This window comes from Pseudomonas sp. ARP3, assembly GCF_001029595.1.
GTDB classification, from domain to species: Bacteria; Pseudomonadota; Gammaproteobacteria; order Pseudomonadales; family Pseudomonadaceae; genus Aquipseudomonas; species Aquipseudomonas rhodesiae.
On sequence record NZ_LEKF01000007.1, the window covers coordinates 42,164 to 67,911 of the forward strand.

At 60.3% G+C, this 25,748-nt stretch carries 24 protein-coding genes; 17 read left to right on the forward strand and 7 right to left on the reverse strand.

All coding sequences use genetic code 11. The features are described 5' to 3' along the window. Positions 1-127 precede the first annotated feature (127 nt). The 6 genes from ABX75_RS29360 to ABX75_RS10630 all read left to right on the forward strand — a co-directional run bounded on the left by ABX75_RS29360 (position 128) and on the right by ABX75_RS10630 (position 6,521). The gene (locus ABX75_RS29360) at positions 128-304 is read left to right on the forward strand and encodes a hypothetical protein (RefSeq protein ID WP_177329679.1); all 177 of its coding nucleotides are present in this window, start codon (positions 128-130) and stop codon (positions 302-304) included. A 49-nt stretch (positions 305-353) separates the two neighbouring features. Beyond that, a complete protein-coding gene (locus ABX75_RS10610) occupies positions 354-1,289 on the forward strand; it encodes a sugar ABC transporter substrate-binding protein (protein WP_034097002.1) in 936 nt (311 codons plus the stop codon). A gap of 65 nt (positions 1,290-1,354) precedes the next feature. Then, on the forward strand, positions 1,355-2,908 hold the full coding sequence (locus tag ABX75_RS10615; RefSeq protein WP_034097003.1) for a sugar ABC transporter ATP-binding protein: 1,554 nt from the start codon (positions 1,355-1,357) through the stop codon (positions 2,906-2,908). 59 nt (positions 2,909-2,967) lie between these two features. Beyond that, a complete protein-coding gene (locus tag ABX75_RS10620) occupies positions 2,968-3,990 on the forward strand; it encodes an ABC transporter permease (protein ID WP_034097004.1) in 1,023 nt (340 codons plus the stop codon). Between the two features lie 353 nt (positions 3,991-4,343). Continuing rightward, a complete protein-coding gene (locus tag ABX75_RS10625; RefSeq protein WP_003191666.1) occupies positions 4,344-4,748 on the forward strand; it encodes a TraR/DksA C4-type zinc finger protein in 405 nt (134 codons plus the stop codon). A 546-nt stretch (positions 4,749-5,294) separates the two neighbouring features. Beyond that, positions 5,295-6,521, forward strand: a complete 1,227-nt coding sequence (locus ABX75_RS10630; protein ID WP_371263987.1) for a methyl-accepting chemotaxis protein — start codon at positions 5,295-5,297, stop codon at positions 6,519-6,521. A gap of 20 nt (positions 6,522-6,541) precedes the next feature. On the opposite strand, the gene ABX75_RS10635 is transcribed toward ABX75_RS10630, so the two are convergent. Both ABX75_RS10635 and ABX75_RS10640 read right to left on the reverse strand, forming a co-directional pair. Next, positions 6,542-6,784 carry a DUF2789 domain-containing protein gene (locus tag ABX75_RS10635; RefSeq protein ID WP_034097006.1) on the reverse strand — a complete coding sequence of 81 codons (243 nt, stop codon included), beginning with the start codon at positions 6,782-6,784 and terminating at the stop codon, positions 6,542-6,544. A gap of 72 nt (positions 6,785-6,856) precedes the next feature. Further along, on the reverse strand, positions 6,857-7,087 hold the full coding sequence (locus ABX75_RS10640; RefSeq protein ID WP_034097007.1) for a hypothetical protein: 231 nt from the start codon (positions 7,085-7,087) through the stop codon (positions 6,857-6,859). A gap of 788 nt (positions 7,088-7,875) precedes the next feature. On the opposite strand from ABX75_RS10640, the gene ABX75_RS10645 reads away from it, so the two are divergent. The 6 genes from ABX75_RS10645 (at position 7,876) to ABX75_RS10670 (ending at position 13,457) form a co-directional block, all read left to right on the forward strand. Continuing rightward, entirely contained in the window at positions 7,876-8,325 is a 450-nt protein-coding gene (locus ABX75_RS10645; RefSeq protein WP_034113139.1) for a hypothetical protein, read from the forward strand. Between the two features lie 128 nt (positions 8,326-8,453). Next, positions 8,454-9,470 (forward strand): ABC transporter substrate-binding protein, encoded by a 1,017-nt coding sequence (locus tag ABX75_RS10650; protein ID WP_047881903.1) that lies wholly within the window; start codon positions 8,454-8,456, stop codon positions 9,468-9,470. An 84-nt stretch (positions 9,471-9,554) separates the two neighbouring features. Next, on the forward strand, positions 9,555-9,992 hold the full coding sequence (locus ABX75_RS10655; RefSeq protein WP_047881904.1) for a DUF3995 domain-containing protein: 438 nt from the start codon (positions 9,555-9,557) through the stop codon (positions 9,990-9,992). Between the two features lie 147 nt (positions 9,993-10,139). Continuing rightward, the gene (locus ABX75_RS10660; protein WP_047881905.1) at positions 10,140-12,629 is read left to right on the forward strand and encodes a TonB-dependent siderophore receptor; all 2,490 of its coding nucleotides are present in this window, start codon (positions 10,140-10,142) and stop codon (positions 12,627-12,629) included. A gap of 141 nt (positions 12,630-12,770) precedes the next feature. Next, on the forward strand, positions 12,771-13,100 hold the full coding sequence (locus tag ABX75_RS10665) for a hypothetical protein (protein ID WP_034097359.1): 330 nt from the start codon (positions 12,771-12,773) through the stop codon (positions 13,098-13,100). A gap of 96 nt (positions 13,101-13,196) precedes the next feature. Next, complete coding sequence (locus tag ABX75_RS10670) at positions 13,197-13,457, forward strand: hypothetical protein (protein ID WP_034097012.1); 261 nt, start codon at positions 13,197-13,199, stop codon at positions 13,455-13,457. 260 nt (positions 13,458-13,717) lie between these two features. On the opposite strand, the gene ABX75_RS10675 is transcribed toward ABX75_RS10670, so the two are convergent. After that, on the reverse strand, positions 13,718-14,656 hold the full coding sequence (locus ABX75_RS10675) for a sensor domain-containing diguanylate cyclase (RefSeq protein WP_034097013.1): 939 nt from the start codon (positions 14,654-14,656) through the stop codon (positions 13,718-13,720). A gap of 227 nt (positions 14,657-14,883) precedes the next feature. On the opposite strand from ABX75_RS10675, the gene ABX75_RS29365 reads away from it, so the two are divergent. Further along, positions 14,884-15,060, forward strand: coding sequence for a hypothetical protein (locus ABX75_RS29365; RefSeq protein WP_158231154.1), 177 nt, complete (start codon positions 14,884-14,886; stop codon positions 15,058-15,060). Between the two features lie 69 nt (positions 15,061-15,129). On the opposite strand, the gene ABX75_RS10685 is transcribed toward ABX75_RS29365, so the two are convergent. Continuing rightward, a complete protein-coding gene (locus ABX75_RS10685; RefSeq protein WP_034097015.1) occupies positions 15,130-15,492 on the reverse strand; it encodes an NUDIX hydrolase in 363 nt (120 codons plus the stop codon). A 124-nt stretch (positions 15,493-15,616) separates the two neighbouring features. Here ABX75_RS10685 and ABX75_RS10690 point away from each other — a divergent pair, with 124 nt between their 5' ends. The 4 genes from ABX75_RS10690 to ABX75_RS10705 all read left to right on the forward strand — a co-directional run bounded on the left by ABX75_RS10690 (position 15,617) and on the right by ABX75_RS10705 (position 19,702). Continuing rightward, on the forward strand, positions 15,617-16,597 hold the full coding sequence (locus ABX75_RS10690; protein ID WP_034113145.1) for a Gfo/Idh/MocA family protein: 981 nt from the start codon (positions 15,617-15,619) through the stop codon (positions 16,595-16,597). Between the two features lie 36 nt (positions 16,598-16,633). Beyond that, entirely contained in the window at positions 16,634-17,263 is a 630-nt protein-coding gene (locus ABX75_RS10695; RefSeq protein WP_047881906.1) for a ribonuclease T2, read from the forward strand. Positions 17,264-17,341: 78 nt separating this feature from the next. Continuing rightward, positions 17,342-19,030, forward strand: a complete 1,689-nt coding sequence (locus ABX75_RS10700) for a phospholipase D-like domain-containing protein (RefSeq protein ID WP_047881907.1) — start codon at positions 17,342-17,344, stop codon at positions 19,028-19,030. Positions 19,031-19,114: 84 nt separating this feature from the next. Further along, positions 19,115-19,702, forward strand: a complete 588-nt coding sequence (locus tag ABX75_RS10705; protein ID WP_040268046.1) for a LysE family translocator — start codon at positions 19,115-19,117, stop codon at positions 19,700-19,702. Here the strand turns inward: ABX75_RS10705 and ABX75_RS10710 are convergent. From ABX75_RS10710 to ABX75_RS10720, 3 genes are all read right to left on the reverse strand, one after another. After that, a complete protein-coding gene (locus tag ABX75_RS10710) occupies positions 19,644-20,519 on the reverse strand; it encodes an AraC family transcriptional regulator (RefSeq protein ID WP_034097020.1) in 876 nt (291 codons plus the stop codon). The two genes, ABX75_RS10705 and ABX75_RS10710, sit on opposite strands and share 59 nt — an antisense overlap. 63 nt (positions 20,520-20,582) lie before the next feature. Then, positions 20,583-24,017 carry a hypothetical protein gene (locus ABX75_RS10715; protein ID WP_047881908.1) on the reverse strand — a complete coding sequence of 1,145 codons (3,435 nt, stop codon included), beginning with the start codon at positions 24,015-24,017 and terminating at the stop codon, positions 20,583-20,585. Between the two features lie 102 nt (positions 24,018-24,119). Continuing rightward, the gene (locus ABX75_RS10720) at positions 24,120-25,748 is read right to left on the reverse strand and encodes an ABC transporter ATP-binding protein (RefSeq protein ID WP_047881909.1); all 1,629 of its coding nucleotides are present in this window, start codon (positions 25,746-25,748) and stop codon (positions 24,120-24,122) included.

Genomic DNA, 25,748 nt, shown 5'->3' on the forward strand with positions numbered 1-25,748 from the left:
ATTCTAAAACAGGTTGATATGGAAATTATTTTCTAATAAAGTCTTTTCCAGGTTGCAAAAAGTACGTCGCGGGCTCGATCCGCACGGCTCAACAAAAACAAGATCAAAAACAACCAGGTACCGTCAGATGAAAATCTTCAACGCTGTACTGCGAGTTTTACGCCCCATCTCCGCGCCGCGCGGTCTGCCCAGCACCCGCCCGTTCTACTTCTCCTTCCTTAATGTGCTGTGTGTCGAAAATAACGACGCGCTGGTGTACTGCATTCCCGGTGCGCCAGTCGTACGACTGCCCACCTCGCTCTGAACAACGCAACGTCCAACAAAACCAACAAGAAAGTGGAGACAGACCGTTCATGAAGACCCCGATCCGTTTTACCGCGCTGGCCTTGTCCATGCTGCTGGCTAGTGGGTTTGCCAGCGCCGCCGATATCAAAGTGGGCGTGAGCATGTCCGCATTCGATGACACCTTTCTGACCTACCTGCGTGAAGACATGGACAAGCAAGCCAAGTCGTACCCCAAGGGTGATGGCGTGCAGCTGCAGTTCGAAGACGCCCGCGCCGATGTGGTCAAGCAACTGAGCCAGGTCGAGAACTTTATCAGCCAGAAAGTCGACGCCATCATCGTTAACCCAGTGGACACCGCATCGACCGCCAACATCATCAAGGCCGCCACCGCCGCGAAAATCCCACTGGTGTTCGTCAACCGCCGGCCAGATCAGAAGGACCTGCCCAAGGATGTCGTGGCCGTGACCTCCGACGACGTCGAAGCCGGCAAGCTGCAAATGCAGTACATCGCCGAAAAACTCGGCGGTAAGGGCAAGATCGTGATCCTGCTGGGTGACCTGGCGAACAACTCCACCACCAACCGCACCAAGGGCGTGAAAGAGGTGCTGGCCAAGTATCCGGACATTAAGATCGAGCAGGAACAAACCGGGATCTGGCTACGCGACAAGGGCATGACGCTGGTCAACGACTGGTTGACCCAGGGCCGCGAATTCGACGCGGTGCTGGCCAACAACGATGAGATGGCTATCGGTGCGTCCATGGCCTTGAAATCAGCCGGCAAGGAAAAGGGCAGTGTGTTGATCGCCGGTGTCGACGGCACACCGGACGGTTTGAACGCGATCGCCAAGGGGGACATGGCTGCGTCGGCATTCCAGGACGCCAAGGGCCAGGCCGTCGGCTCGGTGGAAGCGGCGCGCAAGATGGCAAAAAACGAGGCGACGGAGCAGAACGTGGTGATCCCGTTCAAGCTGATCACTCCGGACAACGTCAAAGACTTCAAGTAGCCCCGACCTCACAATAATAAGCCGGCAGGGCGGTCGTGCCCGCCCTGTCGATGGAGTACCTGTCTATGCTCGCTCAAGCCACAGCCTCGCAGCCTGCGGGTATCCAGCCCCGTGCGCTGGACGAACCCTACCTGCTGGAAATCCTCAACATCAGCAAAGGCTTCCCCGGTGTCGTGGCCCTGGACGATGTGCAGCTGCGCGTGCGCCCCGGTTCCGTGCTGGCGCTGATGGGCGAGAACGGTGCGGGCAAATCGACGTTGATGAAGATCATCGCCGGCATCTACCAGCCCGACAGCGGCGAAATCCGCCTGCGAGGCGAGCCGATCGTATTTGAGACTCCGCTGGCCGCGCAGAAGGCCGGGATTGCGATGATCCATCAGGAACTCAACCTGATGCCGCACATGAGCATCGCCGAGAACATCTGGATCGGCCGCGAGCAGCTCAATGGCCTGCGCATGGTCAACCACCGCGAAATGCACCGCTGCACCGCCGACTTGCTGGCGCGCTTGCGCATCAACCTGGACCCCGAGGAACAGGTGGGCAACCTGAGCATCGCCGAGCGGCAGATGGTCGAGATTGCCAAAGCGGTGTCCTACGACTCCGACATCCTGATCATGGACGAACCGACATCGGCCATCACCGAGAAGGAAGTGGCCCATCTGTTTTCGATCATTGCCGACCTCAAGTCCCAGGGCAAAGGCATCGTCTATATCACACACAAGATGGACGAAGTGTTCGCCATCGCCGATGAAGTGGCGGTGTTCCGCGACGGTCAGTATATCGGCCTGCAACGGGCCGACAGCATGGACAGCGACAGCCTGATTTCGATGATGGTGGGCCGCGAGCTGAGCCAGTTGTTCCCGGTGCGCGAAACGCCCATCGGCGAGCGCTTGCTGTCGGTGCGCAACCTGCGCCTGGACGGGGTGTTCAAGGATGTGTCGTTCGACCTGCACGCCGGGGAGATTCTCGGAATTGCCGGGCTGATGGGCTCGGGCCGCACCAACGTGGCCGAAACCTTGTTCGGTATCACCCCCGCCGACGGCGGCCAGATCACCCTCGACGGCGAGCCGGTGCGCATCACCGACCCGCATATGGCCATCGACAAAGGCTTTGCACTGCTGACCGAGGACCGCAAGCTCAGTGGCCTGTTCCCCTGTCTGTCGGTGCTGGAAAACATGGAAATGGCCGTATTGCACCACTATTCGGGCAACGGCTTTATCCAACAGAAAGCCCTGCGCGCACTGTGCGAAGACATGTGCAAGAAACTGCGGGTGAAAACGCCGTCGCTGGAGCAGTGCATCGACACCTTGTCCGGCGGCAATCAGCAGAAGGCGCTACTGGCCCGCTGGCTGATGACCAACCCACGCCTGCTGATCCTCGACGAGCCGACCCGCGGCATCGACGTCGGCGCCAAGGCTGAGATCTATCGACTGATCTCGTTCCTCGCCAGCGAGGGCATGGCGGTGATCATGATTTCTTCGGAGTTGCCCGAGGTGCTGGGCATGAGCGATCGGGTGATGGTAATGCACGAAGGCGAACTGATGGGCACCCTGGACCGCAGCGAAGCGACCCAGGAAAAAGTCATGCATCTGGCCTCGGGTATGACCGCAGTCCACTGACGCACCGCCGCGCGGGCCGGCGGTTGGCCTGCGCTTCAGAATAAAAAAGGTGAATGGTTATGAACGCAATAACGGATAACAAGCCAGCCTCGGCGCCGGTCAAACATCGGCGTCGAATGCCCACCGAGCTGAGCATCTTCCTGGTGCTGATCGGCATCGGCCTGGTGTTTGAGGTGTTTGGCTGGATTGTGCGCGATCAGAGTTTCCTGATGAACTCCCAGCGCCTGGTACTGATGATCCTGCAAGTGTCGATCATTGGCCTGCTGGCCATCGGCGTGACCCAGGTGATCATTACCACGGGGATCGACTTGTCTTCGGGTTCGGTGCTGGCGCTGTCGGCGATGATCGCCGCCAGCCTGGCGCAGACGTCGGACTTCTCGCGGGCGGTGTTTCCCAGCCTGACCGACTTGCCGGTGTGGATTCCGGTCGCCATGGGCCTGGGAGTCGGGCTGCTGGCGGGAGCGATCAACGGCAGCATCATCGCCGTTACCGGGATCCCACCGTTTATCGCCACCCTGGGCATGATGGTCTCGGCCCGTGGCCTGGCCCGCTATTACACCGAAGGCCAGCCGGTGAGCATGCTGTCTGACTCCTACACCGCGATCGGCCACGGTGCGATGCCGGTGATCATCTTCCTGGTGGTGGCGGTGATCTTTCATATCGCCCTGCGTTACACCAAGTACGGCAAGTACACCTATGCCATCGGCGGCAATATGCAGGCGGCGCGGACGTCGGGTATCAACGTCAAGCGTCACCTGATCATCGTCTACAGCATCGCCGGTCTGTTGGCAGGGCTGGCGGGGGTGGTCGCCTCGGCGCGGGCCGCCACCGGTCAGGCGGGCATGGGCATGTCGTATGAGCTGGATGCGATTGCCGCCGCGGTGATCGGCGGGACCAGCCTGGCGGGCGGGGTAGGGCGCATCACCGGCACTGTGATCGGCGCGCTGATCCTGGGTGTGATGGCCAGCGGGTTTACCTTTGTAGGGGTGGATGCGTATATCCAAGACATCATCAAGGGCTTGATTATCGTGGTGGCGGTGGTGATCGACCAATATCGCAATAAGCGCAAGCTTAAACGCTGAGCTGTAAGGCACAAGGCACAAGGCACAAGCTGTAAGCTGCAAGTTGGAAGTCCGACGAGCTCTACAGCTTGTCGCTTGCAGCTTGCGGCTTATAGCTGCTCTACGAACTTTCCTGCTATAAACGCACTCCGATGACCATTCGCCAAGCCCGTCCTGGTGTCTTTGGGGGTTATATCGGAAAAAATGCCTGTCTTTTCAGTTGCTGCGCCCTCAAGTCGGCCTTAGACTGCCGCCCCTCGTAAATTGAGTGCCGGGTGGCGCTTGGAATGGATGGCGCCCTTCCGAGACCTGCACAGGTCGGCCGGAACGCTCCCTTATTCGCCTTAATGCACGTATTTTTTATAGAGAAATCAATGACAAAGGAAAAGTTGCTGGCCATGCCGGCGGATGACTACATGAATGCCGAACAGCACGCTTTTTTCGAGAAGTTGCTGCAAGACATGAAAGTGGAACACCACGAGCGCATTGAACAGAACCGTATCGCCATTGAAAGCCTGGACACCCCGGCTGACCCGGCCGACGCTGCTTCCGTGGAAGAAGAGCGCACCTGGCTGGTCAACGCCATCGACCGCGACCAGCGCATGCTGCCGCAGCTTGAGCGTGCACTGGAACGCATCAAGGAAGATTCCTTTGGCTGGTGCGACGACAGCGGCGAGCCTATCGGCCTCAAGCGCCTGCTGATCAGCCCGACCACCAAGTACTGCATCGAAGCGCAAGAGCGTCACGAGCAGATCGACAAGCATCAGCGCCAAGCCTGATGCGGTGAAGCCGGGGAGCCGTCCGTACGGTTTCCCGGAGGAATACCCGCCACACCCCGTCTACTATTGATCTACTGCACGGCACCCCACTAAAGGCCCATGGATAATGGCCGGATAGTGGCGTTTAATGCCGTGACAATAAAGACAATCAGTGGGGGTGACGAAATGGCTGGGGACGGATCTCTGATGGGCGCAGCAGTGCCGTCACACGCGGTGGCGCGCCGGTTGCCCGGCTGGCTGACGCCGCTGTTGCAGAGCACTGCTCTGGTGCTGATATTGTTAGGCCTGGCATTCGCCCAGCTGCCGATCTACCTGTGTCTGCCCATCGCCCTGTTGGTGATCTGGCTGCCTCGCTTGCGCAGCCGTCCGGTCGGCCCTGCGCCGGTAGCCGTCGATGCGATTGGCGAACTGACCCGGGATCTGTCCTACACCACCAGCCATAACGCACTGTCCGCTGCCGGCGTGGCCTATTCGGTCAAGCAATTGGCCGCGCGCCTGCAGTCGCAATTGACGGCGGCCAAACAGATTGTCAGCAATGCCGAAGTCATGATCAGCACCGAACAGGTCACTTCCCAGCTCAGCCGCCAGGCCTTGGGGGCCGCCAGCCAGGCCCATCAGCGCAGTACCGAAGGCCGGGAAGTGCTGGTGCACTCCATCACCCGCATGCGTCAGCTCAGCCAGCGCGCCAATGCCAGCCGCGAGCTGATCGAAGCCTTGAGCCAGCGCAGCGAGGAAATCCAGCGGGTCACCCTGGTGATCCAGTCCATCGCCAGCCAGACCAACCTGTTGGCGCTCAATGCCGCCATCGAGGCGGCACGGGCCGGTGAGCATGGGCGCGGGTTTGCGGTGGTGGCCGACGAAGTGCGCGGGCTGGCCGGGCGTACTGCCACGGCCACCGATGAAGTCGGGGTGATGGTGGCGGATATCCAGCAGCGCACGGCTCAGGTCGTGGAGCAGATTCGCCAGTTATCGGCGGATTTGCACACCGGCGTCGAGCAGGTGGAGCACGCCGGCGAACAGTTGGAAAGCATTGCCAGCCTCGCCGCCGATGTGGAAGGCCAAGTCAATGAAATCGCCCAGGGCACCGACACCAACCAGGCGCAGCTCGACAGCCTGTTCCATGCGGTGGAACAGATGCGCAGCGATTTGAGCATCAGCGACGAGCAAACCCGGCAGTTGGCCGACGCCGCGATCCAGATGGAAGGGCAGGCCGAAACCATCAGCGAGCGTCTGGCGGCGGTGGGGCTGGACGACTATCACCAACGGATCTACGACCTGGCCCGCGAGGGCGCCAGCCGCATCGCTGCGCAATTCGAAGCGGATATACAGCAAAACCGCATCAGCCTGGATGACCTGTTCGACCGTACTTATACCCCGATTCCCAACACCAGCCCGAGCAAGTACCACACCCGCTTCGACAGTTACACCGACAAGGTGCTACCGGCGATCCAAGAGGCGCTATTGCCGCGTCACGAAGGCTTGGTATTTGCCATCGCCTGCACGCCACAGGGCTACGTGCCGACCCACAATAATGCGTTTTCCCAGCCGTTGACCGGCGATGCCAAAGTGGATGCGGTGCAGAACCGCACCAAACGTAAGTTCGACGACCGCACAGGCATTCGCTGCGGCAGTCATCAGCAGGCGGTGTTACTGCAGACCTACACCCGCGATACCGGCGAGCTGATGCATGATCTGTCGGTACCGATCATGGTCAACGGCCGGCATTGGGGCGGGTTGCGCCTGGGTTATAAACCGGAAAGCGCCAAACGCTGAGGTCGGGCGTGGCGCTCGCGTTACGCCTTGGCGGGCTCATGCAACAGCGCGTTCAGGTCGTCCACCGCCGGCGCCCATTCGGCGTCGACGTGCAGTTGCTCTTTGAGAAAACTGGCCTGTTGCGCGCTCCAGAACGGGGCGTCGACCAATTTGACGTCGTCCGGCAGGCGGTGCTCGGCGGTGAACCGCTCAATACCTTCTTGGGATGAATCCAGGCCAAGTTGATCGAACAGGGTTTCCAGGGTAGGGGGGGTGGTGTCCATTGGTATCTCCATGCAAAGTGAGCAGCGTTATGCATGGGAGGGCCCTGACACGGCAGAGTTCGAATTTGTTCGTCAGCAGGTCAGTGCGCCGGCATCCACGGCCGTCTTGAGGGCCTGGGCCGACTCTTTGGCGGCGCTGGCAGCGGCCTCCACGGTCTTGAACCAACGGTCTTTTTCCACTTGGTGGGTGGTAGTAGTGGTCAGGGGCGGTTTGGCACGCATTACGATGACCGCTTGAAATTCACCGTCAACTTCCCTGGCTTCGCCACGGATAAAAAATTCGCCAATATCAAATTCCGTCACGTATCGCCTTCCCTTCGAGGTATTCAACTGCACTGATGAAACCTGACCCGCCGGCGGGGCAAACTTCAATGGACGGGTCAGTATGGCAGTTGTTGGAGGGCTGTGGCGCGGTAAAGTCAACCAGGTGACGAAACGATCCCATCGTGCAGACTGGCTTCCAGTTGTTTGGCCAGTTCACACGCCTTGATATGGTTGCTGCGGAAACCCCTGATTCGGCCACTGGTCACTTCCAGGATATGAAAGAAGTTCCTCCCGGCAGGTACCACTTGGTAAAGAACAGAATTGGAGTACCCTTCCAGGCCTGGCAAGCAGTAATATTGGCGCTCGTCTGGACATGATGAACGAGTGCCGGAAGACGTAGCCTGATAGTGACGTCGTTGCATGGTCAGCTCCTATCGATCTTGTGACTTACCGCAAACGGTTCGGGTGGTTTGAACCCTATCGCTGTTCTACCATTGTCGTCGCGGGTCGACACTCGGTTCCACGCCAAGTAATTTTTGTGTGAACTGTCGGAAACTACGTTTTTGATTGGGGTTATTCTCTGAAGCGGTGCGACCCGTATTCTCGGGTCGTTGAACCTGTGATTTCCTGTCAGTCCCGGTGACCTTGCATAAGGTCCATCGTGTGCGCCCGTACGAGGCGTGCAATACGACAGGAAGTTTCTTCAGTTTTTTCAATAAGTGCATCAGGTGATCGTGCCGTATTGGCCGTTTTAGTGTGCTGCCTGTTTCTGCAGGCCGTACTTTTTTCGATGTGGGGGCTTTTCCTTGGCAGTCAGTAATCTGGATATGCACGCATTGTTCGTGCTGGGTGATTTGCGCGCAAAGTTGGTCAAACAGTTCCAATCCCGTTTTGTTTACATCACTGAGCAGACGCCGGAAGGCATCTACGTCGCCGAAATCGACACCGAAACGGCGTTGGTGGTGGATGACAAACAGCGTCTTGAACTCAAAGTGGGCGACCATTTTCGCGCGGCGGTATTGCCCAGCCGCGAAGGCGGTAAGTTCGAATTGAAGTTCCGCGACATCAAGTTGACGGTATATGGCCTGGGTGATTACGCCTTTGTTTCTTCGGCCGAAGGCGAGGGCATCGTGTTCAAGGAAGGCCACAGTGTGATGCTGGTGTTCGCCGCCCATGAACAATTGCAGGAGGGTCTGACCAAAACCCTTAAAACCGTGACCGGCAAGGCCGCCAAGTGGCGCAAGGGCGAACTGGTGACTTTCAAGGCCAGCGAGTAACGCGTCCCTGACGTGCGCGTGTATCGTCTTGCGGAACCTCTACTACAGTTGAGTGGACTTAACTATTCAGAGGCTTCGCGCGTTCGCGGCAAAGCCATCCGCTATGGCTGCAGTACGCGAGGTAAGGCATGAAAGGTTTGAGAACCCTGTTGGTGGCGTCCCTGACGAGCCTGAGTCTATCGATGGCTTCGTTGCCCGCGGCGGCCGAGCAAACGCCGGTGCATTTTGCCGACCTGAATTGGGAAAGCGGCAGCCTGATCACCGAAGTGCTGCGGTTTATCGTCGAGAAGGGCTATGACTTGCCCACCGACACGTTGCCCGGTACCACTATCACCCTTGAAACTGCACTGGCGAAGAACGACATCCAGGTGATCGGCGAGGAGTGGGCTGGCCGTAGTCCCGTGTGGGTCAAGGCCGAGGCCGAAGGCAAAGTGGCCGGTCTGGGCGATACGGTCAAAGGCGCAACCGAGGGCTGGTGGGTGCCTGAATATGTGGTCAAGGGGGACCCCGCAAAGGGCATCAAACCGATGGCGCCGGACCTCAAGAGTGTAAAAGACCTGGCGCGCTACAAGGATGTATTCAAAGACCCGGAATCTCCCGACAAGGGGCGCTTTCTCAACAGCCCCATCGGCTGGACCTCGGAAGTGGTCAACCAGCAGAAGCTCAAAGCCTATGGCCTGGACGACAGCTACGTGAACTTCCGCAGCGGCTCGGGTGCGGCGCTGGATGCCGAAATCGCCTCCTCGATCCGGCGTGGCAAACCGGTGCTGTTCTACTACTGGTCGCCGACTCCTTTGATGGGGCGCTACAAACTGATCCAGCTCGAAGAGCCGCCATTCGATGCCGAGGCCTGGAAAACCCTGACCGACGCCGACAACCCCAATCCAAAGCCGACTCGTTCGCTGGCGTCCAAGTTGAGCATCGGGGTGTCTACGCCGTTTCAGAAGGCGCACCCACAGATCGCCGGGTTTTTCGAAAAAGTCGAGTTTCCCATTGAGCCGCTGAACAAAGCCTTGGCCACCATGAGTGAAAACCATACTCCGCCAAGGGAGGTGGCTCAGGCGTTTCTCAAGGCCCATCCCGAGGTCTGGAAGGCCTGGCTGACCGACGAGGTGGCGCAGAAGGTTGAGGCGAGCCTGAAGTAGCAGGCCGTTCGCTCCCCGACGAAATACCTGCAAAAAAACCTCGGACGACTATCCTTTCCCGGACCTTTTCAGGGAGAGCCCGTCATGAGTTTCGTGATCGCACGCTGGATCGTCGGCATATTCACCGGAATCAGTGTGGTCCACCTGTACTGGGCCGCCGGCGGCAAGCTCGGCAGCCTGGCGGCCATCCCGCAGTTGCCCGGCGAATTTGCCAGCGGCCCGCGCCCAGCGTTCAAACCGTCGGCCCTGGGCACCTTTTTGGTGGCGATGGGGCTGGTGGGGATTGCGCTATTGGTCTGCCTGCGCGCCGGCCTGTATTTCCCTGCGGTATCCCACCATGCGTTGCAATGGGGTATCAGCGCCATCGCCGTGCTGATGTTCGCCAGGGCCATCGGCGACTCAGAACTGGTGGGTTTTTTCAAAAAAGTCGGAGGGTCGCGGTTTGCGCGTTGGGATACGTATTGCTATTCACCGTTGTGCCTGGCCCTGGGGGTAGGGTTGTTGGTAGTGGCTTGGGCCTGAGCCGCGCCTGGAAAGACCCGTGTGCTTGTTGGCAAGCAACTGTCAGCCAGCGCTGATTGATTCTCAAATAAAAACCCCTCGCATCCTTACCCGATTTTCCAAGCTGGCCGTCATGGTAGATAGAACCTCAATTACGCAGGATTTATCATGTCGCGTCTTGCTCGTCCCTTGCATCCGCTGGCTTTGTCGGTGGCGATGGCTTTTGCCGCTGTGCCGTTGTTGACCGTCCAGTCCTCCTTCGCCGAAGAAAGCAGCGCCCAGCGCGGCTTCCAGGTGCCGGCCGGTGATTTGAGCCAGGCGCTCAATAACCTGGCCGAGCAGGCGGGGCTGGTGCTGGCGTTCGATGCAGAGCTGACCCGAGGCAAGCGCAGCCCGGGCGTGAGCGGGCAGTACGATATTGATGGGGCATTGAACCAATTGCTGGCCGGCACCGGTTTGCAGGCGCTGAAACTTTCCGGCGACCGTTATCGCTTGGAAGCGATCCCGGACAGCGGCGGGGCCATGCAACTGCAGGCCACCACCATCAACGCGGCTTACCAGCCCGAAAGCCCCACCGGTCCGGTGCCCGGTTATGTGGCCACGCGCAGCCTGTCGGCGACCAAGACCGATACCGCGCTGATCGAAACCCCGCAGTCGATCTCGGTGGTCACTAAAGACCAGATGCGTGCCCAGAACGCCGAAAGCCTCAATCAGATCCTGCGCTACAGCGCCGCCGTGGTGCCGGAAACCCGTGGCGCCACCGCGTCGCGCCTCGACCAGCTGACCATTCGCGGCTTCTCGCCCACCACTTACCTCGACGGCCTGCGCATGCCGTCCAGCCGCGATGCCTTGCCGCAGAAAGATGCGTTCGACCTGGAACGCGTCGAAGTGCTGCGTGGCCCCGCCTCGGTGCTATACGGCCAGGGTTCGCCCAGCGGTGTGATCAATATGGTTACCAAGCGGCCGCTTGATGTGCCGTTCCATGAAGTGGGCGTCGAATACGGCACCTTTGATAAAAAGCGCACCACCTTCGACCTCAGCGGCCCGCTTGATGATAAAGGGGTTTATTCCTACCGTGTCGCCGGTCTTTTCGACGATGCCGATGGCCAGGTCGAACACACCGAGACCCGTCGTCAGTCGCTGTCCAGCGCCTTTACCTGGCGCCCGGACGAGGACACATCGCTGACCTTGCTGGGGCACTTTCAGAAAGACCCCAAGGGCGCATCCTACGGCTCGGTACCGGCTTGGGGCTCGGTGCTGCACAGCCCCACCGGGCGCAAGATCGACGTGGACTACTACGACGGTGAAAAGAACTTCGAGAAAAGCGATCGTGAGTATTACTCCGTCGGCTACGCGTTCGAACACCATTTCAACGACGTGTGGACGCTGCGCCAGAATGCACGCTATCTGCGTGCCGAGGGCATCTATCGCAGCATCTACAACAGCTATCTGCAGGCCGATTACCGCACGTCTACTCGCTCGACCATTGCCACCGATGTGGACATGGATGCCTACAACCTCGACAACCAGGTGCAGGCCAAATTCGACACCGGGCCGTTGCAGCATACGCTGTTGATGGGCGCCGATTACCAGAACACCAGCACCGATACCAAGGCGGGTTATGGCTCGGGGCCTTCACTGGATATCTTCGATCCCGCATACGGCGCCCCGGTGACCACGCCGGCCTTCGCCACGGACGCCACTTCACGCAGCGAGCAAACCGGGGTTTACCTGCAAGAGCAGATGAAGTGGGACAACTGGGTGCTGCTGCTGGGCGGCCGGTATGACTGGGCCAGCACCGATGGCACTACCAAGACGCTGCGCACCGGTGCCAAGAGCAAGTCCTCCTTGGACAGTGAGGCGTTCACCGGGCGTGTAGGGCTGGTGTATCTGTTCGATAACGGCCTGGCGCCGTATGTGAGTTACGCGGAGTCGTTCAACCCGCAATCGGGGACCGGCTACGGCGGTTCGGTGTTCAAGCCGACCGAGGGCAAGCAATATGAACTGGGCATCAAGTATCAGCCGCCGGGCAGCAACAGTTTTATCACCGCGGCGATTTTCGACCTGCGCCAGAGCAACGTGCCGACCATGGACCCGGATCCGACCCACCTGTGTGGTAACGGTCGCTGCCAGATTCAGGATGGCGAACAGCAATCCCGCGGCTTTGAACTGGAGGGCAAGGCCAGCCTGAGCGATAACCTCGATATCACCGCTGCTTACGCTTACCTGGACAACCGCGCCTCCAAGTCAAACAGCACCGTGCGTTATGCGCCAATCAGCGATATTGGCGTCGGCCCGGCGGTCCCGGTGGAAGGCACCACCACCTACGGCGTGCCACGGCATACCGCTTCGGCATGGGCCGATTACACCTTCCGCGACGGCTACCTCAAAGGCTTCGGCGCGGGGGCGGGTGCCCGCTATGTCGGCTCTTCCTGGGGCGATACCGCCAACACGTTGAAAGTGCCCGGCTACACCTTGTTTGACGCTGCGGTGCATTACGACATCCCAAATATCGTCAACCTCAACGACAAGCTGCGCCTGGCATTGAACGCCACCAACCTGGCCAATAAAGAGTACGTCGCGTCGTGCTACTCGTATTCATGGTGCTGGTATGGCTCGCAGCGCACGGTACAGGCGAGTGCCACGTACCAGTGGTAAAGACGTGACGTGTGCCAAGCTCGCGCCCCACAGGGAAGTGGGCGGGCCGAGGAGCCTGCGATAAGGCATTTTAATGGCCCCTTTGTAACAAAATCCTCGCCAGAATCGCGTTTATTTTCAGGTGGTTAGGTGGGGATGCAAATGCGCAATGTTGGAATCATGCTGATCGCCTGCTCCCTGGCAGGCGGCGCGACGGCCGTGCAGGCACGTGAGTTGCGTGAGGGTGACAAGTACATGTGCAGTTGGGGCGCCGGCACCGCCGCCAGGGCCCAAGAGCTGAAACTGTCGGGTGTGTCGCTGTATGCCGCCCGTCAGAAAATCCAAACCCTTAAATTCAGCAAATCGTGGATGCGCATGATGGCCATGGGCATTACAGAGCAAACCTACGACAGCCGTTCGCGGCTCAAGCCTGAAGCCATTCGCCAGAGCTTTTATCAGGACTGCGTGCGTTACAAAGTGGCGCGTAAGTAAATACGCGCACCCGGATTACAAATCCACCACAAATCCAGTATGTCCGTTTGCATACAATTGCGTCGTGATTGCCACGAGAGCAGGGCGCAAACGGTCATGCAGCAGCCAGAACACTCCTCATCCAACAGCGTGCTCTACCTGGTCGCCGGCGTGGTCGGCGTGGCGCTGATGCTCGGCGCCTATTTCATGCAGATCAACGCCGAAGCGGACCGTCAGCGACAGAGCGCCGCCGAGCGTCTGACCCTGTGTCGGCAAGTGGCGCGGGTGGCTAGTGCGACGGCGTTCGGCGGGGCGGATGTGCGCGATACGTGCGAACAACTGAACGAAGAATCGAAGAAAGCGAGCGCGCCGTTATAAGTAATAACCCTTTTTTATAAGTGGACTAGTTGCACCAAAAGGTGGCACTTAATATCCGCTAAGACATAAAAAACATGTGGATATTGAAGCACTTACAGCGTTTTTAATCCGACGAAAGGACGTAAATAATGTTGTTACAGCTTTTTGCAATGGTTACCATAGCCGTGCGTTCACCTCCCACGGTTTATGCATTTTTAAATCCCAAGTTTCCATCAGCTACTTGGGATTTTTTTTGCCTGGGATTTGGCCGCAGGCCGGGTTCAATCGTCGGCAAACGCCGCACGCATGCGGCCATCATGCTTGGCCTGATACAGCAACTTGTCGACCTCCTCGACGAATTCCAGCGCTTCGCTACCCGCTGTGACCAGCCGCGTGCCGACACCCAGGCTCAACGTTAACAGGTGGGACACGGAGGAATGCGGATGTTCGATCTCCTGTTGGCAGATCAGGTGCAGGCAGCGTCGTGCCACTTGCCGGGCGGATGCAGCGTCGGTTTCCGGCAGCAACCACACGAACTCTTCGCCGCCGATCCGCGCGATAAAGTCCCTTGGCCGATTCGCGGCCAGTGCCAATGTGCGCGCTACTTGGCGTAGGCAGTCGTCGCCTTTGATGTGGCCGAAGTGGTCGTTGTACTGCTTGAAAAAATCGATATCCAAAATGATCAACGACAGCGGCAATTGGCTGCGCTGGGCGCTGGCCCATTCGCGTTCCAGCACGGTGTCGAACATGCGCCGGTTGGCGATGCCCGTCAGGCCATCCTGATAGGAGTATTCCTCAAGTTGCTTTTGCAGGCGGATCAAGTGCTCTTCGGTCTGCTTGCGCTCGCTGATATCGAACATAAAACCAATCAGTGCTTCGACTTCGCCGTCCTTGCGTATCACATGCACCACATCGCGAATCCACACGTAATCGCCATTCACCGTCAGGGCGCGGTAATCGGCCTCATGGTCGACGCCGGCACGGGACTGCGAGACGCAGAAGTTCACCACATACTCCCGGTCGTCCGGGTGCATGCGCTCGACCCAGTCGTCCACGCTGACCCAACTCTGCTGGCTCCAGCCCAGCACTGTTTCGATCTGCGGCCCGATGTAGCTGAAGGTCATGCTCTGCCACTCGATACGCCAAGGTATGGCTTTAGTGGACTCCAGCAGCGTTTTGTAGACATCACTGTCGGTTTGGCTCGAAGGAATATGGCTCATTACGGACTGCTCGAAATGATGGCTAAGTGCCAAGAGCCTCTTGTGATCCACGCCGGGAGTCAAGCGTTGCGCGAGGCAACGGACGGGAGGTCACGGGCGGTGCTGATCAGCGGTGGGCAGTGCGGAAGGAGAGATAGTGGTTTGGAACTGGATGTTTCGAAGGCGCCACGAAGACGGTACTCGAAGATGCCCGGCACCCCGTCGGTCAGAGTAGGAAGGAAAAAAATATGAACAGTGTTTCCCCAGTGGCCGCCTCGGCATACGACCAGGTTCAATCCAACTCGTTGGATGCGATTACCGATTTTGGCGGTGAGCAGGTGGACAGCCTCCCGGAGCACATCCGGGTAAAACGTGACGATCAAGCGTCAAGCGATACCGCGTCTGCACCTCAGATTACCTATTGAGACCTGCTGCACGGCTCATCTGACTGCTGCGGTGGGAGCTTCAGCCGGCGCCCACCGCAGCGCCCGTTACTAGAGGCGCCGCAGAAAGGATTTGACGATATGACGCGTGGCATCCGTAGTGTCCAGCTGGTCCATGGCGGTATAGGCATGCCACTGGCAATCGACGATCTCGTTGCATGGCCGCGCGTCTTCAATGTTCACCACCGAGGCTTCGAACACATGGTGCACGGTGTCGCGGGCCTTGAGTTCCTGAAGGTACAGCAAGCCATCCACATTCAACCCGGTTTCTTCTTCCAGTTCGCGTTCGGCGGCGCCCACCGGGCGTTCGTCGCGTTCGACCTTGCCGCCGGGCAAGGCCCATTTTGATCGGGCTTTGCGCACGAAGAGGATATGCCCCTCGTGTTCACAAATGACCGTTGCCCGGATTTTCATGGTCTGTGCCTCATAAGAACCAACTGTCACAAAAGTGTAATGCAATTGTCATGCTAAGTGGTTATGGCGCGTGGCCGTGGGTATGTGGATACTGCCCGATTGATCAGAACGCACGAGGTAAACCATGACGACCGTACGCTGGGGCATGATCGGCTGTGGCAGTGTCACTGAAGTAAAGAGTGGACCCGCCTTTTACAAAGCGCCAGGTTCGGCCCTGGTCGCGGTGATGGGGCGCCGTGAGGAGGCCGTGCGCGATTATGCGGCACGTCATCAGATTGACCGCTTCTACACCGATGCCCAGGCGCTGATCAACGACCCCGACGTGGACGCCGTGTACATTGCCACGCCCCCCGACAGCCACTTGGAATACAGCCTGATGGTAGCCGCCGCCGGCAAGCACTGCTGCGTCGAAAAACCCATGGCCCTGAATGCCGAGCAAAGCGCGCTGATGCAACGCACCTTCGAGCGCGCCGGGCTGCACCTGTTTGTGTCCTACTACCGGCGTTCCCTGCCGCGTTTCCAGCAGGTGCGGCAGTGGCTACAGGAGGGGCGTATTGGTGAGCTGCGTCACCTCACCTGGACCCTATGCAAGCCACCGGGTGCCGAGGATGCCAGCGCCGCCAACTGGCGCACCGATCCGCTGATCGCCGGCGGTGGCTACTTTGCCGACCTGGCCAGCCATGGGTTTGATCTGTTTCAGTACCTGGCTGGGGATATCGTCGAAGTGTCCGGTTTTACCGCGCGTCAGGCCGGGCGCTATGCAGCGGAAGATGCTGTGACGGCCTGCTGGACTTTCGACTCGGGCGCGCTGGGCATGGGCTGCTGGAACTTTGTCGCGGATCGCAAGGAAGACCGGGTCGAACTGATCGGCAGTCGTGGGCGCATTGTGTTCTCGGTGTTCGAGGAGCAACCGCTGCGCCTGGAAGGCGAATTCAACGAAGTGCTGGACGTGCCGTGCCACGCGCATATCCAGTGGCACCATGTGCTGGCCATGAATGCCCATATTCGCGGCGAGGCCGAGCACCCTTCGTTGGCCATCGAGGCGCTGAAGACCGATCGAATCCTGGATAAGGTGTTGCAACGTAACCCCAATCACCCTGGCTGAACGCGGTACACCTGGTTTTTTTCAAGGAATCGGTAGATGAAATACTGGATGTTGATTTGGCTGGTGCTCTCCACGGGCGCATCGGCGGCACCGCGTGATCAAGGCACGCCGGGGCAGTTTGATTTTTATGTGCTGTCGTTATCGTGGTCGCCGACGTTTTGCCTGACCCACCCGGACAACGAACAGTGCTCGGGCAAGGGCTATGGTTTTGTGCTGCACGGGCTGTGGCCGCAATACGCAAGGGGCGGTTGGCCGGCGTCGTGTGCGCCGCAGTCGCAACTGAGCCGTGAGGCGCTGGACAAGGGTGCCACGTTGTTTCCGACCCTTGCGCTGCTCAAGCACGAATGGGCCAAGCATGGCACCTGCAGCGGCCTGGAACCGTTGGCGTATCTGGACAAAACCGACGCGGCATTAGGGGCAGTGGTGATCCCCGAGCAATTGCAGCCCTTCAACACGCCGCCGACGCTGCAGGCCCGCGATATCGAGGCGCTGTTTCGCGAAAGCAATCCACGCATGGGTAATCACGGGCTGGCAGTGATTTGCAAAGGTAAGGTGCTGTCGGAGGTGCGCGTGTGCCTGACCAAGGACCTGGCCTTCGCCGGCTGCCCACGCAGTGTGAAAAGCCAATGTCGCGGGGGCGATATCCGCATTCCGGCGCAACGCTAGAATGTCTAGGGTTCACTGGCTGGAAGTGATACAGGCGCTAAACTTTCAAAGACTGCCTTCAGGCAAAAGGAACATCGCTTGGACACTGACTTTGAAAGTAAGACAACCTTTCAGGGACTGACCTTCAAGTTGTATCGCGCAGAGGGTAGCGCACTACTGGCATTCGACTTGGCGCCAGACCTCGCTACCCGTGATTTTGTCGGCTTCAGCATCGAAGTGCGCTACCCCGGTGCCGACCACTGGGGTGCACTGCACAATCGCCTGCATTTCGACTACCCACCCACGCCGGAGCGGCCGCGCAGCTTTGCTTCAACCGAGGCGCCGTTCCAGAAATTCCGCTGGATTCACGTGCCCAGCCAGATCCTGCCGGGTGTGTATCGGTACCGGGTCACCGCCTGCTACATGGGCGCCGACGGCGCGTTGCGCAAGGGCGTGGCGGTGGAAAACCAGATTTGCCTTGAGGCCCAGACGATCAGTGGTTTCCTGAATGTCGGGTTTACCCGCGGTTTCGCCTCGTCCCAAGCCTACGGTGATCGGTTCGACAATGAGACCCGCATCCTGCCGCCGGCAGGGGCCGCCCCCAGGGCGTATCTGGATCTGGATATGGCGCCCTTCGAAGCCCATTACCAATGGCTGGGTTTCGAGGCGCGACGATTGATTTTGCAAGTTCTGGATCAGGTCGCCAACGACCCGCAGTTAACCCTCGATGCGCTGATCTACGAAAGCAAAGAACCCGACATCCTGCGCCGCCTGGAGCAACTCGGCCCGCGCCTGCGCGCGATCATTGACGACCACGGCGAGCAGGGCGCCGCCGACAGCTGTGAAAGCCTCAGCGCTGCGCGCCTCGCCAGCGCGGGGGCCCAGGTCAAGCGCCTGCATTTTTCCAGCCAGCAACACCATAAGGTGTTGATCGTAAGGCGTGACGGGCGGGCGATACGGGTGCTCGGCGGCTCCACCAACTTTGCGCTGCGTGGCTTGTATATCCAGGCCAACAACGTGTTGCTGTTCGACGATGAGCGCGTGGCCGGCAAGTTCTCCGAGGTATTCGAAGCTTACTGGGCCGCGCCCATGGCCTTTCGCAAGAACCCGCTGTCGCAACGCTGGTGGGTGGTGCGCGACCGGCCGGGCTCCAAGGTCTCGCTGTGTTTTGCGCCCCACGCCGACAGTGGCTTGTCCCTGGACGCGATTGCCGCCAGCATTGAGCAGGCCAGCAGTTCGGTACTGTACTCGGTGGTGTTTCTCAACCTGATCAGCGGCAATGTGCGCCATTCGCTGGATGAGTTGATGCAGCGCGCGCTGTTCTCCTACGGTGTTGCCCAGCGTAAGGGCCAGTTGGCTGTGCGTAAGCCGGATGGCTCAGTGGGCCTGCTGCCGTTCGCTTATCTGGCCAGCAATGCCCCGGCACCGTTCAAGGCCGAGTGGTCAGGCAATGCCGGGAACATGGTGCACAGCAAGTTCGTGGTCACGGATTTCAATGGCGTAAATCCCACGGTGTACACCGGTTCTTCCAACCTCGCCGAGGGAGGGGAGAAAAACAACGGCGACCACCTGATCCGCATCGAAGACCGCAGGATCGCCGTGGCCTACGCGGTTGAAGCGTTGCGCCTGTTCGACCATTTCCACTTCCGAGTCAATGCCAGTCAACCTGGCGCGCTGGATACCTTGCGCCTGGCCAAACCACCGGCACCCGGGGACAAACCCTGGTTCGATGCCTATTACCGCACCGGTCATGTGAAGATGCGGGACCGTGAGTTATTCGTGAAATAGCGCTTTACGGGGGGCATTTTCTTCAATACCAGAGGCGTTCGTCCCTTTACCGTGACGTTATCTTCACTGTCACAGGGATTCGTCATGAGCTTGATTCTTTCCATGGCCGCTTTCGCGCTGGCCACCTCCATCACCCCCGGCCCGGTCAATGTGGTGGCGCTCAGTTCGGGCGCGCGCTTCGGTTTTGCCGCCAGCCAGAAACATGTATTCGGCGCCGCCGTGGGCTTTACCGTGCTGTTGGTGCTGATTGGCCTGGGCCTGCATGAGGTGCTGCTGCGCTGGCCGATCCTGACTCAGCTGATTCAGTGGGGCGGGGTGGCCTTCCTGCTGTACATGGCTTGGAAACTGGCGGTGGATGATGGGCGCTTGGACGCCCAAGGCCGCGCAACCGCGCCATCGATGCTCTACGGCGCAATCATGCAATGGCTCAACCCCAAAGCCTGGCTGGCTTGTGTTGCGGGGATGGGGTTGTTTGTGGCGGACGGCGCCAGGGCGCAGGTCTGGGTGTTTGCCGGCCTCTATCTGGTGATCTGCTACCTGTCGGTGGCGTGCTGGGCCTACGCTGGCACCTTTTTGCGCCGCTACCTGAGCAACCCCCAGGGCGTGCGGGTGTTTAACCGTTCAATGGCCGCGTTGCTGGTGGCCAGTGTGGGTTATTTGCTGATGGCTTGAGGCGGTCGCGGTATTGCCCCGGCGTGGCGGCGAAGTGCTGCTTGAACGCGCGCTGGAAATGCGCCTGGTCGGCAAACCCGGCGGCCAGGGCCACATCGGCGATCAGCTCGCCCTGGCGCAATTGGGCGCGGGCAAACTGGATGCGTTGGTTAACCAAAAAGGCATGGGGCGTCAGCCCGTAATACTGCTTGAACGCACGGATCAAGTAAGAAGGCGACAGCTCGGCCGCCTGGCAGATATCTTCGAGCTTCAACGCTTGAGTGCAGTGTTCCCGGATGTATTCGGCTGCCCGTTCCAGCTTGTGGTTCACCTCACGCACCGGCGTCGGCGACGGGTTCAGGCGTTGCTGCACGTCGCTGAAGTAACTCACCAGCGCGCTCTGCTTTTGCAGGTGTTCGGCCTGCTCATCCACCACGATGCGGTACAGCTCCAGCAAGCCACGGTACAGCAGTGGGTCGCGGGTATACGGTGTGTCGAATGGCCGGTAGCCCTGATCGGTGCTGAAACCCAACTGATATTGCAGTTCGGTGAGCCAGGGCGTGTCGATATACAGCATCTGGTAGGACCACTGCTCGTTGGCGATGGGGTTGCAGGCATGGACATCGCCGGGGTTCATCAACACCACGGTGCCAGCGCTGATTTCAAACGTGTCGGCACCGTAGTGGTAATAGCTGCGTCCGGTGGTGATCGCACCTATGGAAAAGTGCTCGTGGGCGTGCCGTGCATAAGTGACTTTGCGCCCGTCGGCGATGGTACGCGCTTCGATAAACGCCAGCGCTGGGTCGCGCCAGAAAACAGGGGCGGTCGCGGTGGTCATGGGCAGGGCTCCTGGCGCAGATCGAGTGAGCAACTTTATATCAAAGCGCCGACTGTTCAAGCGTCAGTCTGCCTTGAGCGCCATTTCCAGCAAAAAGTCGGCCCACGGGTCGGTGCCGCTTGCGGCTTCAAGCAGCGTCAGTGGTCGCTTGGCTTTTTCGCGCAAGGCCAGGCCATCGTGCAATGGGTGCTCCAGGATAACGTCGGCCACTGCATGGCTGCGCGGTGAGTCCAGCGTGCGTGGCACGCGTCTGCCCAGGCTATCCAGTGGCGGCACTTCGGGCGCCTGGGGCAGGTTATTGCCGAGCGGGGTGAGGAGCAAATCAGTGGTCGCTGTCGACGACCCTGGGTCCTGTGGCCACGCACCCTGTGCATAGGCTGCCCAGTCGAAGTGGCTGGCGGTGTCGACGCCCTGCGGCAATTGCCGGGCATCGAGGTCGAGGCGAGGGCGTATAAGCAGTTGCCTGGGGAAGCATTCGTAGACATACGTGGTGCTGACATAGGTGACGGCCATCAGCACACCGAATCGTCCCACTTGGGCGGCGGCACTGCTTGAGGCGCTGGGGCGGCTGAGCTGGAAAAATCGCACCTGACCGTATTCCAGCGCCTCTCGGCGCGGCAGGGTCAGTTGCGACAACCCAAAACAGATGGACTCGCGATAAGCCGCCTTGAGCTGTTGCAACTTGTGATCGAAGGCTTGGAAAAATACCTGGCTGACCGACCCCAGCAAATGAAAGCGCTTGGCCATCTGTCGATATTTGACGGCTGGCTGGGACGAGTGCCAATGCTGGGAGGTGGCGTCCAGGTCGCCGGCCATATGCAGATCGGTGAACGAATATTTAGGGCCGGTATGGATACCTTCGAAGCGCTTGTCTTCAGAAAATGGCGAGTCAAGCGGCAGCCACATCAGGATGCGCGCCTCCAGCCAGCCGTTGTCGGGATACACGCGGCGCAGGTCGTTCAGGGCGGTCTGGCGCAGCCATACCACGGGTTCGGCGAACGCTTCCAGGGTGCTGCGCAGGCGTGTCCGCTGGGCATTGATCGCATCGACCGCGTTTTTCACGGACTGTGTGCCATAGCGCCGTTGAGGCGCCAGCACGCCGTTGACCACGGCCCACTCCAGCACCGCCGTGGTGGCCTGAGGGCTGTCAAGAAAGGTCTGCCAGCGATCTTCGGGTGGCAGGTACGCGAGGGCCATGATCTGCGCGTGGGTGAATTGACGGGACGAGCCCGGCAGGCTTTTTTCCAGGTACATAACGTACTGACAGAACAGCGTCCAGGTATGTGAGCCCAGGTAGGGCTCGTCTTCGGGGATGTCGCGCACCAGCAACTGCGGGCCTTTTTCACTGAGGATCAAGTGCGCCGCCAGGGCCGCCGTGGGTCTGTCCAACACGCCCATAGCGGTTTCGATGTCCCGGCGCACGAACGGTATGGACTCGCCCCAATAGAAGTCGCCGTGCCAGTCCAGCACCTGGATACCCGTGGGATGTGCCTCGAACCTTGGGTCCAGGCTCAGGATCAGCGCGGCCAGTATCAGCGCGTTGCGGCTGCCGCTTTCGCCCCGTTCGCTGGCGTGGCCGCCATGCCAGTGCAGGGTGTTGGACAGCACTTCGCCCAGTTGTTGGGCCAGGGGCGATGCGAGCAGGCACGGGATCAGGTAATCGGCTTCGGCTCTGACGTCAGCCACAGTCTTGCCGGTCAGGAGGGGCTGGCTCAGGTATTCGAACAGCGTGTCGGGCCGGCCCTGCATAAAGTCGAGGCTGAGCGCGACGAGCTGTTCACGCTCCTGCGGGGACAGGGTCCAGGCCGAAGGGCGCGCGTCGCGCGGCTTGAGTGCACGCCAATACGATCCCTGGCTTGACCGTTGTGGCAGGCTGACCTCCAGGCGTTGCAGCACCCGCCGAGCATCCGCCAGGCTTTGCGGCACACGAAAACCGTACAACCGCAACGCCTGCTGCACGCTCACCGTGTCGTTGGTGCGCAACTGGCCACCCGTTCGGGCGGCCAGCGGCCGCAATTGCGATACCCGCTCCAGCAGGTGGTCATGCTCGGCCACGGCATCGTTCAGGGACTTCCAGACGCCGTCCAAGTCGCGGGCCTCGATGTTGCCGGATTCGCTCAGCAGCACGTGGCTGGCGGGATCGATGCGCAGGCGGCTACGCAGGGCCAGAAAGGCCGGATCGTCGGTCACCAGGCGTAAGTGGCGGTAGGCACTCTTCACTGTGGCCCGGAGCGCGTCCGGGTCGCCACTGATCACCTGGTCCAGGCCGTCGGGCCCTTGTAACAGGCCGCTGCCGATCATTTGCGTCAGCACGGTACGCAGGCGGTGGCGGTCATTCATCATGCCCACATAATGGCGAAAGCGTCTGAGTGTTGCCGCGGTGCGCACAGCCTTGAGCACCACCGGTTGCGCGGGCGTCGGCCATTGGCGCAAGCGCTGGATCAACGCACCGATATGTGCGGGCCCTTGCACAGGTTCGAAGCCGTAGGCCGTCAGGGCGTCGGTGAGGTCGACGGAGTGATCGGGGTAGATGCGCACCCCCAGTTGCGAACCCAGCAGCACCAACCGTTCCCAATGTGGCGTCGGTGAGGGCAGCAGCGTGCGTTGTTCCTGGGCCGTATCGCGCTCGGTCACACAGATCAACTGGCGCGCGAAATCATAGTGGGCCTGGGCATCGACGAGGTGGTGCTCATCCAGGATCAAGTACAACAGCAGCGCGGCTTCCTTGACGCTTTTGGCCAGCGTCGAGTGGGAGGTCAGGTCGACGCGGGTGTGGCTGAGCTCGGAAGGTGTTCCGTCACATTGCTCCAGGGCAGTGGCCAATCGCTGAAAATCGAGCCGCTGTTGCGTCAGTTCCGCGTGGATGATCGATTTGCTGCGGCCGTTATCGTCAAACGCCGGGAAGGCTTGCAGCGCACGCAATTCCTCAATGATCGCCAGTGCCGCGAGGCGATTGGTTGGCATAGGGTAGCCATGGAACGCCAGTACGAGGTTCAGCGTCAGTGTGGTGATGCCGTCATTCGATTTGGTGCCGATGTATGGCATGCCCAGCGCGAGCGGGTCGAGCAGTTGGCTGATGAAAATGATGGGTTTGGCCAACGTCCACCATTTGGACGTGCCTGCCAGGGTAAACACCTTGGGCACGCCGTGTGCGGTGACGTGAAGGTTGCTGTCATGTACCCGCAGCGTGCTCAGCACCATGCCTTCTGTAGTGGCCCAGGCGATAAAGTCCTTGCTGTTGACGGCCTTGCTGAACGCCGCGCTCCACTGACCCAGCAGGGATGGTTCGGGGATGGGTACCGGCGTGGTTGCGGCGGGCAAGGCTGCGTCTGTCGTGCCGGAGAGCAGGCTGATCAACCGCGCGATCAAGGCGGCGTCGCCGCTGGGGTGTGTGTGGGGCTCAAGCGGCGTGGCGCTGGAGGGACCGACGGTGACTGACATCGCAATGCCATCGTGCGGGTCGGCCCCGCTCAGGGCCAGGCTGGGGAAATCGTCCATGAAGAGGGCTCCGGGTGGCTAAACCCGGATCATCCCTCCGTTGGCGGTCGCTTCAGTAGCAGGGCTTTCCGCACCGGTTGTGGTGTGGTTCCGCCAGGGCAGTCAGGGAGCGCTATGCGTCGGGCAGTCGTCGGGCGCCGCCAGAAACGCGGCTTTGAGCAATTGCTGGGTATAGGCATGTTGTGGATCGGCAAAGATCGCCTGCGCATCACCTTGCTCCACCACTTGGCCCTGCTTGATCACCATCAATTGGTGACTCAGCGCCTTGACTACCGCCAAGTCGTGGCTGATGAACAGGTAGGTGAGGTTGTACTTGGCTTGCAGGTTGCGCAGCAGCTCCACCACTTGGCGCTGCACCGTGCGGTCGAGGGCCGAGGTGGGCTCGTCGAGCAGGATCAAGCGCGGCTTGAGCACCAACGCGCGGGCAATGGCGATGCGCTGGCGCTGACCACCGGAGAATTCGTGGGGGTAGCGATGGCGCGAGTCGGGGTCCAGGCCGACTTCCTTGAGCGCCGCGATAATCGCCGCTTCCTGCTCGGCCGGGGTGCCCATCTTATGGATGCGCAATCCTTCGCCGACGATCTCGCTGACGCACATGCGTGGGCTCAGGCTGCCGAACGGGTCCTGGAACACTACCTGCATTTCCCGGCGCAGCGGGCGCACCTGCTGCTGGTTGAGGGCGTCCATTTGCTGGCCTTCGAAACGAATGCCGCCGCGGCTGCCGATCAAGCGCAGAATCGCCAGGCCCAGGGTGGATTTGCCCGAGCCGCTTTCGCCGACGATGCCCAGGGTTTGGCCCTGGGGCAGGCTGAAGTGGATGCCGTCCACCGCTTTGACGTAATCGACGGTGCTGCGCAAAAAGCCCTTCTTGATGGGGAACCACACTTTGAGGTCATCCACCACCAGCAACGGCGGCCCGACGGCATTGGTCGCCGGCCCGCCGCTGGGCTCGGCGGCCAGCAGTTCCTGGGTATAGGGGTGCTGCGGGGCCTGGAACAGCGTCTGGCAATCGGCCTGCTCAACGATGCAACCTTGCTGCATCACGCACACGCGATGAGCGATGCGTCGCACCAGGTTCAGGTCGTGGCTGATCAGCAGCAAGGCCATGCCCAGGCGCGCCTGGAGTTCCTTGAGCAGTTCGAGGATTTTCAACTGCACGGTGACGTCCAGAGCGGTGGTGGGCTCGTCGGCGATCAGCAGTTCCGGCTCGTTGGCCAGGGCCATGGCGATCATCACGCGCTGCCGCTGGCCGCCGGACAATTCATGGGGCAGGGCCTTGAGGCGCTTGTGCGGTTCAGGGATGCCCACCAGCTCCAGCAGCTCCAGGGTGCGCTGAGTGGCGACCTTGCCGGTGAGGCCCTTGTGCAGGCCAAGGACTTCGTTGATCTGCTTTTCGATGCTGTGCAGTGGGTTCAGCGAGGTCATCGGCTCTTGGAAAATCATCGCGATGCGGTTACCGCGAATGTGCCGCAGGGGCTTTTCCTTGAGGGTCAACAGGTCCTGCCCCGCGTACTGGATGGTGCCGGACGGATGCCGCGCCAGCGGGTAGGGCAGCAGGCGCAGGATCGAGTGGGCGGTCACCGATTTGCCGGAACCGCTTTCGCCCACCAGCGCGAGGGTTTCGCCGCGTTTGATATCGAAGCTGACGTTGCTCACCACCCGGTGATGATGCTCGCCGGTCACAAACTCGACGCTGAGGTCGCGGATTTCGATCAGATTGTCCTGATTCAT

Coding starts and splice junctions, on each gene's coding strand:
- ABX75_RS29360 (WP_177329679.1), top strand. CDS start 128: ATGAAAATCTTCAACGCTGTACTGCGAGTTTTACGCCCCATCTCCGCG.
- ABX75_RS10610 (WP_034097002.1), top strand. CDS start 354: ATGAAGACCCCGATCCGTTTTACCGCGCTGGCCTTGTCCATGCTGCTG.
- ABX75_RS10615 (WP_034097003.1), top strand. CDS start 1,355: ATGCTCGCTCAAGCCACAGCCTCGCAGCCTGCGGGTATCCAGCCCCGT.
- ABX75_RS10620 (WP_034097004.1), top strand. CDS start 2,968: ATGAACGCAATAACGGATAACAAGCCAGCCTCGGCGCCGGTCAAACAT.
- ABX75_RS10625 (WP_003191666.1), top strand. CDS start 4,344: ATGACAAAGGAAAAGTTGCTGGCCATGCCGGCGGATGACTACATGAAT.
- ABX75_RS10630 (WP_371263987.1), top strand. CDS start 5,295: ATGATCAGCACCGAACAGGTCACTTCCCAGCTCAGCCGCCAGGCCTTG.
- ABX75_RS10635 (WP_034097006.1), bottom strand. CDS start 6,784: ATGGACACCACCCCCCCTACCCTGGAAACCCTGTTCGATCAACTTGGC.
- ABX75_RS10645 (WP_034113139.1), top strand. CDS start 7,876: ATGCACGCATTGTTCGTGCTGGGTGATTTGCGCGCAAAGTTGGTCAAA.
- ABX75_RS10650 (WP_047881903.1), top strand. CDS start 8,454: ATGAAAGGTTTGAGAACCCTGTTGGTGGCGTCCCTGACGAGCCTGAGT.
- ABX75_RS10655 (WP_047881904.1), top strand. CDS start 9,555: ATGAGTTTCGTGATCGCACGCTGGATCGTCGGCATATTCACCGGAATC.
- ABX75_RS10660 (WP_047881905.1), top strand. CDS start 10,140: ATGTCGCGTCTTGCTCGTCCCTTGCATCCGCTGGCTTTGTCGGTGGCG.
- ABX75_RS10665 (WP_034097359.1), top strand. CDS start 12,771: ATGCGCAATGTTGGAATCATGCTGATCGCCTGCTCCCTGGCAGGCGGC.
- ABX75_RS10670 (WP_034097012.1), top strand. CDS start 13,197: ATGCAGCAGCCAGAACACTCCTCATCCAACAGCGTGCTCTACCTGGTC.
- ABX75_RS10675 (WP_034097013.1), bottom strand. CDS start 14,656: ATGAGCCATATTCCTTCGAGCCAAACCGACAGTGATGTCTACAAAACG.
- ABX75_RS29365 (WP_158231154.1), top strand. CDS start 14,884: ATGAACAGTGTTTCCCCAGTGGCCGCCTCGGCATACGACCAGGTTCAA.
- ABX75_RS10685 (WP_034097015.1), bottom strand. CDS start 15,492: ATGAAAATCCGGGCAACGGTCATTTGTGAACACGAGGGGCATATCCTC.
- ABX75_RS10690 (WP_034113145.1), top strand. CDS start 15,617: ATGACGACCGTACGCTGGGGCATGATCGGCTGTGGCAGTGTCACTGAA.
- ABX75_RS10695 (WP_047881906.1), top strand. CDS start 16,634: ATGAAATACTGGATGTTGATTTGGCTGGTGCTCTCCACGGGCGCATCG.
- ABX75_RS10705 (WP_040268046.1), top strand. CDS start 19,115: ATGAGCTTGATTCTTTCCATGGCCGCTTTCGCGCTGGCCACCTCCATC.
- ABX75_RS10710 (WP_034097020.1), bottom strand. CDS start 20,519: ATGACCACCGCGACCGCCCCTGTTTTCTGGCGCGACCCAGCGCTGGCG.
- ABX75_RS10715 (WP_047881908.1), bottom strand. CDS start 24,017: ATGGACGATTTCCCCAGCCTGGCCCTGAGCGGGGCCGACCCGCACGAT.
- ABX75_RS10720 (WP_047881909.1), bottom strand. CDS start 25,748: ATGAATCAGGACAATCTGATCGAAATCCGCGACCTCAGCGTCGAGTTT.